The organism is Roseovarius atlanticus, from assembly GCF_001441615.1.
In the GTDB taxonomy this organism is placed as follows: Bacteria; Pseudomonadota; Alphaproteobacteria; order Rhodobacterales; family Rhodobacteraceae; genus Roseovarius; species Roseovarius atlanticus.
The window spans coordinates 236,165-250,846 of record NZ_LAXJ01000003.1 but is presented as its reverse complement, the minus strand read 5'-3'; the positions used below and the strand labels follow the sequence as shown (position 1 = coordinate 250,846).

9 protein-coding genes are annotated in these 14,682 nt (G+C 58.1%); 4 read left to right on the top strand and 5 right to left on the bottom strand.

Translation table 11 applies throughout. The features are described from left to right. Position 1 precedes the first annotated feature (1 nt). The gene (locus XM53_RS04630) at positions 2-967 is read right to left on the bottom strand and encodes a metal ABC transporter solute-binding protein, Zn/Mn family (protein WP_057790764.1); all 966 of its coding nucleotides are present in this window, start codon (positions 965-967) and stop codon (positions 2-4) included. 248 nt (positions 968-1,215) lie between these two features. Between XM53_RS04630 and XM53_RS04625 the strand changes: the two genes are divergently transcribed. The 4 genes from XM53_RS04625 to XM53_RS24040 all read left to right on the top strand — a co-directional run bounded on the left by XM53_RS04625 (position 1,216) and on the right by XM53_RS24040 (position 8,165). Next, complete coding sequence (locus tag XM53_RS04625) at positions 1,216-3,594, top strand: M10 family metallopeptidase C-terminal domain-containing protein (protein ID WP_057790762.1); 2,379 nt, start codon at positions 1,216-1,218, stop codon at positions 3,592-3,594. 137 nt (positions 3,595-3,731) lie between these two features. Then, positions 3,732-6,428, top strand: a complete 2,697-nt coding sequence (locus XM53_RS04620) for a calcium-binding protein (RefSeq protein WP_144435454.1) — start codon at positions 3,732-3,734, stop codon at positions 6,426-6,428. A 68-nt stretch (positions 6,429-6,496) separates the two neighbouring features. After that, positions 6,497-7,363 carry a sulfotransferase gene (locus XM53_RS04615; protein WP_057790758.1) on the top strand — a complete coding sequence of 289 codons (867 nt, stop codon included), beginning with the start codon at positions 6,497-6,499 and terminating at the stop codon, positions 7,361-7,363. 211 nt (positions 7,364-7,574) lie between these two features. Next, entirely contained in the window at positions 7,575-8,165 is a 591-nt protein-coding gene (locus XM53_RS24040) for a sulfotransferase family 2 domain-containing protein (protein WP_082630743.1), read from the top strand. A 93-nt stretch (positions 8,166-8,258) separates the two neighbouring features. On the opposite strand, the gene XM53_RS22960 is transcribed toward XM53_RS24040, so the two are convergent. The 4 genes from XM53_RS22960 to XM53_RS04600 form a co-directional block, all read right to left on the bottom strand. Beyond that, positions 8,259-9,590 (bottom strand): hypothetical protein, encoded by a 1,332-nt coding sequence (locus tag XM53_RS22960; RefSeq protein ID WP_144435453.1) that lies wholly within the window; start codon positions 9,588-9,590, stop codon positions 8,259-8,261. After that, complete coding sequence (locus tag XM53_RS04610; protein WP_057790757.1) at positions 9,587-10,330, bottom strand: sulfotransferase family 2 domain-containing protein; 744 nt, start codon at positions 10,328-10,330, stop codon at positions 9,587-9,589. The genes XM53_RS22960 and XM53_RS04610 overlap by 4 nt, the downstream gene beginning before the upstream one ends. A 61-nt stretch (positions 10,331-10,391) precedes the next feature. Then, complete coding sequence (locus XM53_RS04605; protein ID WP_057790755.1) at positions 10,392-13,613, bottom strand: glycosyltransferase; 3,222 nt, start codon at positions 13,611-13,613, stop codon at positions 10,392-10,394. Positions 13,614-13,694: 81 nt separating this feature from the next. Further along, positions 13,695-14,537: an ABC transporter permease gene (locus tag XM53_RS04600; protein ID WP_082630741.1), complete on the bottom strand. Its 843-nt coding sequence runs from the start codon at positions 14,535-14,537 to the stop codon at positions 13,695-13,697. Positions 14,538-14,682 lie beyond the last annotated feature (145 nt).

The window sequence follows — 14,682 nt, the reverse complement described above, 5'->3', positions numbered from 1 at the left end:
CTCAGCTTGCCGCCGCCAGACGACCCTGCATTCCACGCTCCGGAGCGCGCCCGCCCAAGGCGTCCGCGATGGTCGTGACATTATGGTCGATCATCCCGATATACGTCCCTTCGTAGCTGCCCGGTTCGCCCATCGCGTCCGAGAAAAGTTCGCCGCCAATCCGCACCGCGTGCCCCCGTGCCGCCGCGCCCTCGACAAGAGCCCGCACGTTGCGATCACTGACCGAGGTTTCGACAAAGACGGCCTGAACGTCACGTTCCACCAGCATGTCCACAAGGGTGCGTATGCGGCTCAGGCCCGCCTCGGATTCGGTCGATATGCCTTGGATACCTATCACGTCGAAGTCAAAAGCCGCTCCGAAATAACCGAACGCGTCATGAGCACTCAGCAAAACGCGGGCAGATGGCGGTACGGTGGCCAAAGTGGTCTTGGCGTATTCTCCAAGCCTGGTCAGCTCCGCCTGATACGCGGCAGCATTGGCTGCGAAATCCTGCGCGCGTTCCGGGGCGGCCGCGCTCAGCGCGTCTCGCACGCCGTTCACGACATACGCCCACAGCTGTGGCACCATCCAGACATGCGGATCGAACTTGTCCACGTAATCCTCATGGGCGATGCGCTCTTGTCGTGGGACGTTTTCGCCCACCGGCACGGCCGTTCCGCGCTGTCCCAGCTTAAGCAGGAATTCCTCCATTTGCGCCTCGAGGTACAGACCATGCCAAAGCACGATATCGGCGCGCAGCGCCGCCTGAATGTCGGTGCGGGTCTGGCGATAGGAATGAGGGTCCACCCCGGCCCCCATCAGCGACCTGACCTCGACATGGTCGCCGCCGACGCGCAGCGCCGCATCGCCGATCATGCCGGTTGTGGCGACCACTGACAGACGCCCCGATTGCGCGCGCAACGGTGTGCCCGCGAACGTGCCCGCCACCAATGCGCCTAAAACGATCTGACGTCGTGAGAGATGCATTTCGGATAACCTTTCCTGCCGCGCGTAAGATTGAATATGCAAGTCATTCTCAATAAGTCAAGACCACCGCATCTTTGCCCTAAAAACGCCCAACTGGATCGTCAAATTCCCCGCGACGCCAGACCGACAGCGGCGAAACCTTGCAACACTGCAGAGCCGCAAAGGTTCGAGCTTCCAAACCTTCGCGGAAGGTTGCAAAAGCCGGAAAAGCCGCGTCGAGGACTTAAAGAGTAACGAGCAAAGACCACATGTGTACAATCTGCAGGCTGACCCAGACATTTGATCCGATGCGCCACGACCCGGGCGTGCAGCCCGCGGAGGGACCCCTCGCCGCGTTGATCTCGGAAAGCTTCGATGCCGCGGAAGGCACATTTACGAGCTACACCATGTCGATCGGCGACACGTTCAACGGCTCAATCGCCTCGGGTACGGATCAGGACTGGATCGCGATCGACCTGACACAGGGCGATGCCTATCAGATCTCGCTTACCGGCATCACTCTCAGCGATCCGTTTCTTGCCATTTACGACAACGCGGGGAACCCTGTCACGTTCAATGACGATATCAGCTTCCCAAGCAATCTAAACTCGGAACTGGTGTTCACAGCAGGCTATACCGGGACCTACTATATCGAGGCTGACGCCTATAGCACCGAGACCGGCAGCTATCGGGTCAGCGTCCAGGAAACAACACCGCCACCGCCGCCGTCAGTTGCAACATACGACCAGCTCGCCGATTACCTGATCGTCGGCGAGGGCCTCTATCCCATCACGTTCTCGGCTGCGCAGGCCGCCGCGATCACCGTCGACATCTCTGGCCTGACGGTGGTGGGTCAGCAGATGGCGCGATGGGCGATGGACGCCTGGGAAATGGTGGCTGACGTCAATTTCGTGATCCAGAGCGATGGCACGCAAGGCAACGAGATGATCACCGTCGATGACGAGGATCCTGGCGCGTTCGCGTTCTTCCCGAACTCGGGGTCGACAAGCACCAACATGGGCGACAACACCGATGGCGTGGAACTGAACGTCAACAGCAGCTGGTTCAACAGTCAGGGCACGACGCTCGACAGCTATTCATTTCAGACCTTCGTGCATGAATTCGGCCACGCGCTTGGCCTGAACCACCAGGGCGACTACAATTTCAACGGTCAGGCCGTCACCTATTCCAACAACGCCACCTTCTCGAATGACAGCTGGCACTTGTCGGTGATGTCGTATTTCAGCCAGACCGACAATCCGACTCAACCGGCCAGCTTTGCCTACGCGGCGGGTCCCATGATGATCGACATTCTGGCGATCCAGCAAATGTACGGCGCCCCGGGCGCAAACGGGGTGACCGCGGGCGACACCACCTTCGGGCTGAACTCGAATGTCGGCAACTACCTGGACGATCTGTTCAACGTGCTCGCCACCGGCAGGGCAGGTCCGAACACCGACGGCACACCCATGGCCTTTACCTTGTATGATCAGGGCGGCACCGACACGCTGGACCTCAGCTTTCTGGGCAACGGAAGGGCGGCCAACTTCAACCTGCAGGGCGGAGAGTTCTCGGATATCGGCAACCGGATCGGTCAGATCGGTATCGCGGTCGGAACGGTCATCGAGAACCTCATGACAGGTGCCGGCAACGACACGATCACCGGCAACGCAGCGGCCAATTCCATCATTGCCAACGCAGGGCAGGACAGCGTGAATGGCGGGGAAGGAAACGACACGATCCATGGCGGCACCGGGTTCGACACGATCGAAGGCGGCGATGGCGACGACGAACTGGACGGCGGCGACCTCGCCGACTTCCTGAGCGGCGGTAACGATCAGGACCACCTCGATGGCGGCGACGGCGCCGACCAGATTTATGGCGACGCGGGCAACGACACGCTGCTTGGCGGATCGGGCGCGGACCGTCTCTATGGCGGCGACGGCGACGACTGGATTGATGCAGGCTTCAACTTCGGAACGTCTGTTGACGGGGTCGAGGGCGGCGCGGGCAACGACACGATCTTCGGCGGCGTCGGCTTTGACCTGCTGCAGGGCGGCACCGGCGATGACGAACTCCATGGCGGTGCGCAGGCCGACAACCTCTACGGCGAAGACGGCAACGACACGTTGAACGGCGAAGCCGGCTTTGACCGGCTGTTCGGCGGCGCCGGGGACGACCTGCTGGAAGACTACGAAGGCTTCGGAGGTCAGTTCGGCGGCTCGGGCAACGATACGATGCGCGGCGGCGATGACGGCACCACCTTCTACGGCCAGATCGGCAATGACCTGATCGAGGCGGGCGGCGGCGACGATCGCATCGGCGCGAATGCAGGTTTCGACACGATCGACGGCGGTGCGGGCAACGACCTGATGTTCGGGGATTTCAACGCTGACACCTTTGTCTTCCAGGACGGCCACGGGGTGGATACGATCGGCGATTTCGACGCACTCAACGCTCTGGAAAAGATTGACCTTCAGGCCGTCACCTCGATCACGTCGCTGGCAGATCTGAACCTCGGTTCGACCACAAGCGGCGCGGCCACGCAAGCGGGTGCCAATGTCGAGATCGACACCGGAGGCGGCAATCTCATCATCCTCGAAAACGTGTCGCTCAGCGACCTGGACGCCAGCGACTTCATCCTCTGACTGCGCGAACAGCCCATACCACAACGTATGGATGAAAGTACCCTACAGGTGGATTTTCTCCTCCTAAAAACTTGTGCCGAACACAATCTATTGTGTAGATGTCTTGATAGTTCTAGCAAATTTGACGGAGTGATCGCGTGACACAAATCGACTTTCTTGGTACAAACAGCAGCTTTCTCGGGGACGCTTTCTTTGACAGTAACGACAGTCTCGACAGTGTCGAGGTAATCAGTCCCCGAAATCAGGTCACCACGACAGTCGTACTCGAAAACTCCGATACCGGAATGTTCACGACGATCACCGGTACTAACCTGCTCGTGAATTCTGGTGGCGACCCCGTTCAAGGCACGATCACGGGCTTCAGCTTCTCGCAGAACAATGTGGTACAGGCGACAGTCTCGGGCATCTCCTGGCCAATCACCACCCTTCTCCAGTCACTGCTCAGTATCGAGGCGAACAATGATCTGAGCGGCTTGGCCGCGCTGTTCAACGGTGATGGTCCGATCACTTTCGATGCCAGCGGAGCGTCCGGCTTCGGGTACGACATGTCAGAAATCCAGGATCTGCTGGAATTGATCACGCAGCCGATCACTGCCATCGGTACGTCAGGTGCCGACACCCTGCTCGGCGGCCAGGGAAACGATTCACTTGATGGTGGTCTCGGCACCGACATTCTTTTCGGTTTCGATGGCGATGATACCATCAACCCCGGTGAAAATAACGGTAATGGTGACACGATATTTTCCAGCGCCGGGAATGACACGTTCGATCTGTCGGACATCGTGGACGGCTGGGTGCCGCTTGACTACACATTCTCCACATCGCCGATCACCGCTACAATCAACGGACTCAACAACACCGGGTCCATCAATGCGGGCGCCGGAGGCACCGATACGATCATTGACGTGATCAACCCGCTCGCCTCGGGCTGGACAACCGGAGGCTTGCGCATCAACGGCACCACCGGAGCCGACACGTTCAACGTGACGCTGGGCGACGAGCAATGGATGGATATTGTCGGCGAAGACGGCAATGACACCTTCAACCTGAACTTCACGGGCACGGGTTACGCGCGGCTGTCATATATCTTCAGCAATGGCGCGGTCACGGCGGACCTTACCGCGGGCACGATCACGCAGGACGGCTTTACCGACCAGCTCAACCTGACAAGCACCGGAGACAACGCTTACGACATTGACCTGCGGACAAGTACCGGCAACGACTCAATTCTCGGCAGTGGTTTTGACGAAACGTTCATCGTACAAGGCGGCAACGACACGGTGGACGGTGGGGGCGGTGTTGATCGCATCCGCTATGACCGTAACGGGTATGATGCTGTCAGCGTGAACCTGACGACAGGCACGGCGACAGGCACGTATTTCGGCGGGCTCTTCACGGATACGCTCAGCAATATCGAGGTGGTACGCGGCTCGAGCAACGGCAACGACACACTTCTCGGCAGCGCAGCTGACGAGGGTTTCCATGGCCGCGGCGGCAACGATGGTATCGCCGGTGGCGCAGGCAGCGACGTTCTGCTGGGTGAAGGCGGCAATGACACGTTGGACGGCGGCGCCGGCGACGACGGCATGATCGGCGGCGCGGGCACCGATACCGCGGTGCTCGCCACCTCCCAGTCCAGCGTCGTGATCACCCAGACCAATGCAGGGTTCACGTTCAACGGGTACACCTACGGCAGCAGCGGCCTGGTGATCCGGGGCAGCGACGGCGTCGATTTCATCTCGGACGATGTGGAATTCATCCAGTTCTCCGATGGCACGCTGACCTACGCACAGCTGGAATCGATGGCCGGCATCACCGATTTTGGCACCGCGGGAGCGGACACGCTCAACGGTGGAGCGAACGGCGACTTCCTCGTCGGGTTCGGCGGCAATGATACCCTCAACGGCAACGGCGGCAACGACAGCCTGCTGGGAGGCACCGGGTTCGACTCGATACTCGGCGGCGACGGCAACGATACGCTTCTTGGCGAAGGCCAGGCCGACCTGCTGCGCGGCGGCAACGATCAGGACCATCTTGATGGCGGCGACGGCGCAGACCAGATCTATGGCGACGCGGGCAACGACACGCTGCTTGGCGGATCGGGCGCGGACCGTCTCTTTGGTGGGGACGGCAACGACTGGATCGACGCAGGCTTCAACTTCGGAACATCTGTTGACGGCGTCGAAGGCGGCGCGGGCAACGACACGATCTTCGGCGGCGTCGGCTTTGACCTGCTGCAGGGCGGCACCGGCGATGACGAACTCCATGGCGGTGCGCAGGCCGACAACCTCTACGGCGAAGACGGTAACGACACGCTGAACGGCGAAGGCGGCTTTGACCGGCTCTTCGGCGGCGCTGGAGACGACCTGCTGGAAGACTACGAAGGCTTCGGTGGTCAGTTCGGCGGCTCGGGCAACGATACGATGCGCGGCGGCGATGACGGCACCACCTTCTACGGCCAGATCGGCAATGACCTGATCGAGGCCGGTGGCGGCGACGATCGCATCGGCGCGAATGCCGGCTTTGACACGATCGACGGCGGCGCGGGCAACGACCTGATGTTCGGAGATTTCAACGCCGACACCTTCGTCTTCCAAGACGGCCACGGGGTGGATACGGTCGCCGACTTCGATGCGCTGAACACGTTCGAGAAGATCGACCTTCAGGCGGTCACCTCGATCACGTCGCTGGCCGATCTGAACCTCGGTTCGGCCACAAGCGGCGCGGCCACGCAAGCGGGCGCCAATGTCGAGATCGACACCGGAAACGGCAATCTGATCATCCTCAACGGCGTGTCCCTCAGCGACCTGGATGCCAGCGACTTCATCTTCTGATCGGCCCCTTTACCTCCCGGCGTAGTCGATATACGCCGGGCGGATACTCCTAAGGGACCTTTCGCACGATGAACGAAAAGATCTTCGGCAAGCTCTTCCTGAGCATTGGCGCGATGAAGGCCGGCACCACATGGCTTTTTGCCGTGTTGGAACGCAACCCCGCTCTTCATTTCACGCTCGAGAAGGAAATTCACTACTTTTACCACAAGTACGTGAATGGCCGGCACCTCAGCGAACGGCGCAGGCTTCAGACGGCAAAGGACCGTTACCTGTTCCGCTTCGATCCCGAGCGGGCGAATATCGACCGGATTCGTGGCAACCTGCACTGGGTGGCGAACTACCTTCAACGTCCCGTCGATGATTTCTGGTACCGCAACCTCTTTGATCTGCGCGATACGCAGGAATGGGCCTGCGACTTTTCCAATCTGCACTCTTTCGTCCCGGCCGAGGCATGGCCCCAGATCGCCGACAGCTGCGAACAGTTGCGCGTGCTGTACACTATGCGCCATCCCGTCAAACGGCTCTGGAGCCATACGAAGTTTCACCTGCAGATGACGGGCGGCCTGCACCACCTTGAAGAATGGGGACCAAGAGAGTTCGAAAATTTCGTGCGGACACCGCATATCTGGAACAATGCCGAATACGGCGCGGTGCTGCGCCGAATGCGCGAGGGTCTGAAACCGGATCAGCGCAAGGTCATCTTCTACGAAGACCTGCACGCCGACCAGCGCGGCACGCTGGCGTCAATCGAGGATTTCCTGGGAATCACGCATTTCAACTATCCCCAGCCCTTGCTCGAACGCCGCTTCACCGAAAGCGTCAGCCATCCTATGCCAGATTATTTTCCCAGACTGTTCGCGGATGATATCGATCGGATCAAGCGCGAGATCGAGGCGGAAGGGTTCAAGTTGCCGGCAAAGTGGCAAGAGCCGTAGCTCTAACCTGATGCAGCACCCGCATCGCATGGTACAAAATCCGACATCCCTCAATTGTCGAACGCGCAAAATTGAAGTTATACCTCCAATAACCAGCTTACTGACGATCGGCGCTGGAAATCGTATCACAGGTCGATCTGGCCTTGCGGCACATTAGGCTGGCTTGCTTCAGCGAAGATTAAACATCCAAAACTACAAACAGGTCTAATGAATGCCAGTTTTTTTTAGGGACCAAGCAGCTGTTCTATATGTACACGTCCCCAAGACCGGTGGCTCTTCCATTGAAGCTCGTTTCTTGTCTAGCGGCTACGAACATTACTTCTTGTTTTCCAAGTACTCTGCAATGACGCCGACCATGAAGTGCTCACCACAGCACTACCACGCAGAAATCTTAGAATCATGCTTCAATCTTCGAAAGTTCGAGTTGATATTCATGACCGTGCGTCATCCGCTCGACCGCATACTCAGTGAGTATAAGATGCGTAACTCCGATCCCGGGTCAGCATCTCCGGACATGTGGATCGAAACGACCCTGGAAAAATATCAGGATAATCCCTTCATTTTTGATAACCATATCCGCCCTCAAGTGGAGTTCTATGTTGAGGGAGCGAGAATTTTTCGTCTTGAGGACGGTATAGGCTCCAATTGGGCCTCAGATCTGAACGAGTCACTTTCTAATCCACTGCAAACGCGCTCAGTTCACAAATTGAAATCTACAACACCGACCGTCCCGTGCAGTCCGACTACCGAAAAACTTGTCTTGGAGTTCTACCGTAGGGATATGAATTTTTTTAATTTCTGAACAATCATTAGGTTGGCCACAGACTATCTTGCGTGCACTCAACGCGTCTTCGTTTGCAAAAGTGACCTAGTCGCGATGCAATTTTCCGTGAGTTCAAGAAATTTCTGCCTCAACATTCAAAAACCGCATCAATTGGACCGTAATGTTTTCAGCAGCCGCTTCCAGATCATTGAAACTATAGTCCCGATTTCGAGGGTTGCTCTGTAGAGATCCTGTAAATCCGAGGTCGTCCACAAATCTTGACGCAACGGCTTCCGGAGCTACTGCGCCTTCGACCATTGAAGCCGTCCAGCGTAAGCTGGCAGGACGGATGCTCGCACGATTGCCATGCAGAACGCCGGGAAGCGAATAGAACCATCCAGGCTTGTGTTGCATTGTCCCGGCATGACAGAGATATGTGTGGCACGACGCTATCTCATGTAAAGAGCCAATTAAGGTCATTCCGGTTAAATCTCTCATTTGAGCGCACTGTTTTTTTGGCAACGCTTCAGATATTTGACCGATAAGGCGCTGTGCTCCAGAAATTCGTTCTTCAAAGGACAAGCGAACCGGATCGTAGATTGGTCGCTCGAAATCTTGCGGCAACGAAAAGCCATCTAGCAAGAAAACGGCATTTGGACGGCAATCAAGCACTTTATTGATAATAAGCGCTAGGACTTCTACCTGGTTTTCAAGCGTCCGACCTCTTTCGCGAACGGTCATATAGATTTTTGGTTCTGGCGAAGGTGACCAACTTAACGGCACACCGATAAGCTCCATCAATTCAGTTTTGACATCTCCATCACAGAAAACCGATCCAGGCACCAAAGTTGGACGGCTCTGCCATCCTCGTGCCGCGTTTGTTCGTTCCACCTCGTCAAAGCAGATCTTGTGGGCTTTGCAGAACGCCACGATACTTCCCATTGGATCATGCAATATTCGAACATCAAAGTTCGAAACCGAGTGGGCGAGATGCCAAAGCCCGGGAAATTCGTTCCACAGATGATGTGCAAAGTTCGTGTGACCTGTGAAAACCAACGGGCGAGCAGTCGTATCGACCCTGACATCGGGGCAGACGTTGTTTCCCAAGATCTCCTGGGCCTTCGCAATCAAGGGCGACGCTTCACTGTCGGCTACGGTATAAACACTTTCAAGTGTCACCAATGCCAGAACGGGACACCCCAATCGCACTGACGCTGCAACAACACAGAACGGTTCAGTCGTTCCAGAAAACCAATAAAGACATCCGTTCTGAGGCCAGTAATAATGCGCTTCCGCTTGGCACTCCTCGCCAGTGGTCGGGTCTGGTACCGTGAACCGGCCCGTTTCCGCAATATTCATCTGAAAACGGCGCAGCGCTCTATCGCTTATCCATGCGTTACCTGCGCGCAAAGCTTCAAGGGTCCTTGAAACCTGTTGATCGTTCGTTTCGGACGCAGAGCTCAAGTCTTGGACTCCTGTTTGACGCCAGGAATCTTACGAGCAACTTGGCCGCTAGTCTTTTTTGAGCACATTCCAGCCATTAACATCTGGTCGTCCAGGTTCACCTCTTTCAGAAGCGCAACCAATTCCGGGTCTTCCCCGCCTCTTTGCTCCCCGCCCTTGGACACATTACGTCGTTCCTCGGTCCAATCGAAATCGGGATAGGCGTCTGAAATGGTGTCGGAAAGCCTGCTTAGCATTGCGCCGAAGTCAGAGACCGCCCCCACGACAGTCAAGCGCTCCAGCGCCGATTTGGCACGCTCCAACTCCGGCTCGGGACCGGGCGCGAGGCTCGCAAGCCGGTGGGTCTGAAAATTGCGGCATTGCCGGTCATTGGGCATCGCCAGCCTGACCTTTACATACCCCTCCAGGTCCGTGTGCTTGGCCAGCACGGCCCCAAATGTCTCTGCATCCTGATCCCGCTCGAACCGGTAGGCCGATTTGATCCGCGCAATAGGGTCGCGCAAGAGCATGACCGACACGATCCGCACGCCGTCGACCTGCGGCAACGGTCCCATCATCGTGTGCGACGAGAACGCGACCGCGTCCGGTTCTGATCGAATCCAGTCCTCGACTTGGCCCGTGTTGTTCTGGCCCTGGAATTCCCGCGTGACCCAGCGGTTACCGAAATTCTGCTTGAGCACGGCGTCAAGCGACGTTCCCGCGTTCTTGAAGAGGTGGTAATGCAAGATAATCGTACGCAATCGGTTCAGCCCAATCCCTGACAAAAGATCCGTTCGACCCTAAAGCGGACGTACGCGAGATTCAACGAACCGGTGCGTTCGGCAGGAACAGGTCCGCCGCCTCGAATGCTTCGCGCATAAGCACGCGCCCTTTCCGGAACGAATAGTTTTCGGCCATGTAGGTGCGTGCCGCCTCGGACATCCTGTGCCAAAGCTCGTCGTCGCTATCCAGCTTTCTGATCGCCTCGATCCAGTCTTCATTCGTACGCGCGATAAAGCATTCCTGCCCATCGCGCAGACCGATACCCTCCGCCGCCACCGGGGTGAGAACGCAAGGCGTGCCCCGGGCAAGCGCTTCCAGAACCTTGCCCTTGATACCGGCGCCGGACAAAAGCGGCGCCACGAAGATGCGGTGCGGGTCAAAGGCATCGGCGACGTCGGCGACAAAGCCGACCGGGTCGATCGACGGCCCCTTGAGCGCCATGATCTCGTCAGTCATCCGCGCCCCGTAGATCGACAGCCCCAGGTCCTTTCGCTGCGTGGCCAAAAGCGGCATGATCTCACGCGCGAACCACAACAGACCCTCCTGGTTCGGGTGATGACGGAAACTGCCCAGGAACGAAATACCGGACCTTTCCTCAAGCGGCGTGATCGTCTCCGGTAGGTTCACGACCCATGGCACGTGCATCACTTTTGCCGCGCCTTCGGTGTAGGCTTCGATCACGGCATGTTCCATCTCGTTGTAGCTGAGCACGATATCGACCTGGTTGATGATATCCAGCTCGGCTGTCCTGGTCTGGCGCGCGACTTCCATCCGATCTTCGTCGCCGCTCGACCGGGCAGCGCGAATCTCTCGCAGGAAATGCAGGTCGGCATTGTTGAACAGAACCTTGGCTTGCGGCGCCAGCATACGGATCTGCTGCAACACGTCCTTCGCCACGTAGAACCGCGTGATGTAGAAGGCATCGAAATCCGCCGCGTGGCGTGCGATGTATTCCTGCACGCTCATGTAGAACGGGGCGTAAATCATCTCGACGCCCATTTTCTGCAAGTCCTCGGTATACTTGCCCAAATGCGCGATGTTGGCGGGCAGGAACGTGACCTTGTAGCCCAGCGACTGCACCAGACGAATTTCCTGGAGCGCGGCGTAAGATCCCGCATCCTGATCCGGGCGAGGCGTGGTGTAGTCGATAAACAGCACGCGCCCGACGATGCCGCGGTCTTTTTCCAGGTCCGGGCTCTGCCCTTCGCGGCCAAACCGGGCATAGTCACTCGCCCAGCGCCGCTTGAACTTTGGCCTGTTGACTTCCTGAAAGCGCTTGAAGCCGCTCGACACGTCCGTGCCCGAGGTCATGCCCTCGTAGTGGTAGATCACCGAGGACGGCACGAACCAGGTGGTATACCCCGCTTCGCGCACCTTGAAGGCAAAGTCTGTGTCTTCAAAATACATCGGCTCCAGGTATTGCGACAACCCGCCGACCTCGTCCCAGATCTGCTTGGGCACCATCATGGCCGCGCCGGACAGGTAATCGGCCTGCCGTGCGTAACAGAACCGCGGATCGTTAGGGTTCTGACGGTTGCCATAGTTCCACGGATTGCCCGTGCCCCAGATGATGCCGCCTGCATCCTGAAGCTTGCCATCGGGATACAGTAGTTTGGCCCCCGCCAGGCCGACGTAATCGAACCGCTCGAACGCTCCGAGAAGCTCGTCGATCCAGCCGGTCGTCACCTCGACATCGTTGTTCAGCAGAACGATGTAGTCGCCCTTGGCCACCGACGCGCCCGCATTGCAGGCCCGTATGAAGCGTTGCGGTTCCTCGTTGTGCAAGACCGTGATCCCGGAGACGATATTCTCCAGCTCCGCGGTCTCATCAGTCGAAGCATCATCGACCACGATCACCTCGAAGCTGGCGTCGTTTGGCGCCAGCAACAGGGAGCACAACGCCAGATATGTCACTTCGACCTTGTTGTGTGCCGGGATGACGATGGACACCAGAGGCTTGTCCACCTTCGGAAAGGACAGCGGCTTCAGTTTGACGTTGTCGTAGCCGCCTTCCACGGTCTCCAACGCATGTGCGAGTTGTGCGATGTCCAGGCTGTCTTCCGCTTTTCCGGCGGCGCTCGTGAACAGCGCCTTCAACCCAGCAAAACGCCGCCCTGTTTGCGGAAAGATCGAGTCCGGGAAGGGGGCCGAGCTTTCGCGTTGCAGCACGTCTGCCGGCGTCAGGATCTTCGGCATCAACAGCTGACTTTCCCAATACGCCACGGTTCCCGATGCGTCCCGCAAGCTCAGATGATGGGTATGACCATCCAGGTATCCCTCCGAAATCCGCAGCGGCGTCTGCCCATGCTGCACGCTGACCTGCTGGTCATGGCGTCCGTTCACGAACAATGACAGCGTGGCAGGCGCGGCGCAGGACACCACCAGGGTATGCCCAGAGCTATCATCAACCTTGATTTCTGCCTCGGGGGGCAGAGAAAAATTTTCACCCTTGCCCCCCTGATTAACCGAGAACGTGGTTTCCGGCGCCGGTATCGCCGGCAAGTAAGCCGACAGCCACACACCACCACTGGGTATCTTGTCGCCCACCAGCATCTCGGGATTCAGCCTGCCTCTCGCGCCCCCTCGACGGTTCGGCCCGACATGCACATCCGAAAGGAAGAGAAAAGGTTCGCTTCCGCTTCCGTCATCTACATAATCGGAATAGTTCACCGTCAGACGTATCTCGAAACGGCCGCTGCCGGCTGGCAACGGAATCGAGACGTCCTGATATTCGCTCGCGTTCCGCCCGCCCAGGGCCGCGGGGTCGAAATCGATCCTGCGTTCCGACACCACGCCGGTTTCAACATGCTGAAACGTCACCTTCAGCCGCGCCGTTGCCCGGTGCACGCCCAGAAGCGCATTGAAACATAAGCCCTGCTCTTCCACGTCCACGGTGATCGGCCGATCGATATGGATCTTGCATGGGGACTCGCGGCGCACGACCATGATCTGGATCGTTTGCGTGCCCGGCAGCGCCCAGTCCATCAGGTTGTTCACCCACAGCGCCGCCACTTCGCCGGGCTTTGTCTCGGCCGGTTGGGTCTGCATGGCCTGGTTCAGGGAGTCCGTCGGCAACTCGACACGGCTGACGAACGAATATTCTTCCAGCGCCTGCGCCTCACATGGTGTGAAGGGAACGCGTGCCGACTGCATTGCCAACTCCACCGGCTTGGTCGGAGCCTTCTCGAAATTCACAAAGACATTGCGGTTTACCAGAATGGCCGATCTTATGTCGTGGGCGGATGTTCCAAACTTCATCATATCTCAATCTTCAACATTGCTAGCGAGCGCCAGAGCGCTGTTCCCGCACGGCTACAAGACCGCAGCCAGAGAGTATAGCGCCTATTTGTCAAGGATGTCCCGGTGGTACCGATTCAGCAAAAAAAGGCCCACCAGTAGGCCAATCAGGCCAAGCATAATGGGATAGGTCACAGACACATAGGTCGGGTTGTAATACGGATAAAACGCGTCGCGCATCATCCCGATCGGGTGGACCAGCGGATTGTACCACAACACGCTCCTGTAGGGCTCTGGTACCGTTTCGAACAGAAAGAACATGCACGAAATCAGGAAAATCGGCCGGTTCAGAACCGCCCAGGATGTTTGCCAGACCGGGAAGGATACGAACAAAAAGCTGTTGAGCGTGCCCACGCCAACGGAGAATATGATAAGCATGACATAGGCGGTCGCCACCTTGCCGACATCGATGGACACATCGTCGGAAAAAAAGGTCAGAATCACCGCCATGACCACGATGTGGACCATGAACTGCGTCATCACATTAAGAATGAAGCGCGCGATCAACGCGTCGACGAAGGTCACTCTCGGATATTCCAGCAAGGCGCGCGAAAAGTTCAGGACCTGCGCCAGCTTCATCGCAAGATCGCCGTACATCAGGAATGGCAGCATACCGCACGCATAGAACAGCGGAAAGGACGTGCCCAGCGGAGGGTGTCTAAACCCGGCGGAAAAGATGAACGTCATCAGGCCGATCCCGGCGGCCGGCTCGATCACGGCCCAGATGTAGCCCCCCGGCGACCGGCCGTAAGACGTCGACATTTCCCGTAGCATCAGCGCAAACACCGAACGGAAAGTCGCGAACGGCAGACGCACCTCGCGCAGTTGCGATTCTTCGTCCTCGGTCAGGCGAGGATCGTGCGGCGAAGGCGAATTGACGTCAGTCATGGGAAAGAGGTGGTGGCAGCGCTTTTGCAGTTCGACTATGGTCGGCTCAGTTGTTCAAGATCATCCCTAAAGGCCGGAAAGTCCAGCGTACATGTCAAACCCGCCTTCCGCACCGGCCCTGGTGCCGTCTCAGCCTGTCGGCCAA

Coding starts and splice junctions, on each gene's coding strand:
- XM53_RS04630 (WP_057790764.1), bottom strand. CDS start 967: ATGCATCTCTCACGACGTCAGATCGTTTTAGGCGCATTGGTGGCGGGC.
- XM53_RS04625 (WP_057790762.1), top strand. CDS start 1,216: ATGTGTACAATCTGCAGGCTGACCCAGACATTTGATCCGATGCGCCAC.
- XM53_RS04615 (WP_057790758.1), top strand. CDS start 6,497: ATGAACGAAAAGATCTTCGGCAAGCTCTTCCTGAGCATTGGCGCGATG.
- XM53_RS24040 (WP_082630743.1), top strand. CDS start 7,575: ATGCCAGTTTTTTTTAGGGACCAAGCAGCTGTTCTATATGTACACGTC.
- XM53_RS04605 (WP_057790755.1), bottom strand. CDS start 13,613: ATGATGAAGTTTGGAACATCCGCCCACGACATAAGATCGGCCATTCTG.
- XM53_RS04600 (WP_082630741.1), bottom strand. CDS start 14,537: ATGACTGACGTCAATTCGCCTTCGCCGCACGATCCTCGCCTGACCGAG.